This is a genomic window from Gilvimarinus sp. 1_MG-2023, from assembly GCF_030548285.1.
This window is the reverse complement of record NZ_JAUOSC010001643.1, coordinates 1-239: the sequence shown is the minus strand read 5'-3', so window position 1 is coordinate 239 and position 239 is coordinate 1. Positions and strand designations below refer to the sequence as shown.

Sequence of the window (239 nt, the reverse complement as noted above, 5' to 3'; positions counted from 1 at the left end):
GCACATAACAGGTTGGCATTAATCGTCGGCGAAGCGCGGTTATCCAGCACGACGGCGTCTGCCAGCAAGTGGATGTTTTCCTTGGCGAGGTTGTAGGGAGTATTGCCCAGTAAATTGATCAGAAAATAGCGGGCTTTCACTGGTATTTGCAGCAAGAAGGCCATTTCTGCCGAGCTGACACCGGGGTGAGTGACTTTGCCAAAGCGATCCTGTAACTGGACGCCACCGGCACCCAGGCC

General features: G+C 54.4%; 1 protein-coding gene. It reads right to left on the bottom strand.

Translation table 11 applies throughout. The features are described from left to right. A partial coding sequence (locus Q4563_RS22370; protein WP_303606110.1) for a glucosylglycerol 3-phosphatase occupies positions 1–239 on the bottom strand: 239 nt, incomplete at both ends.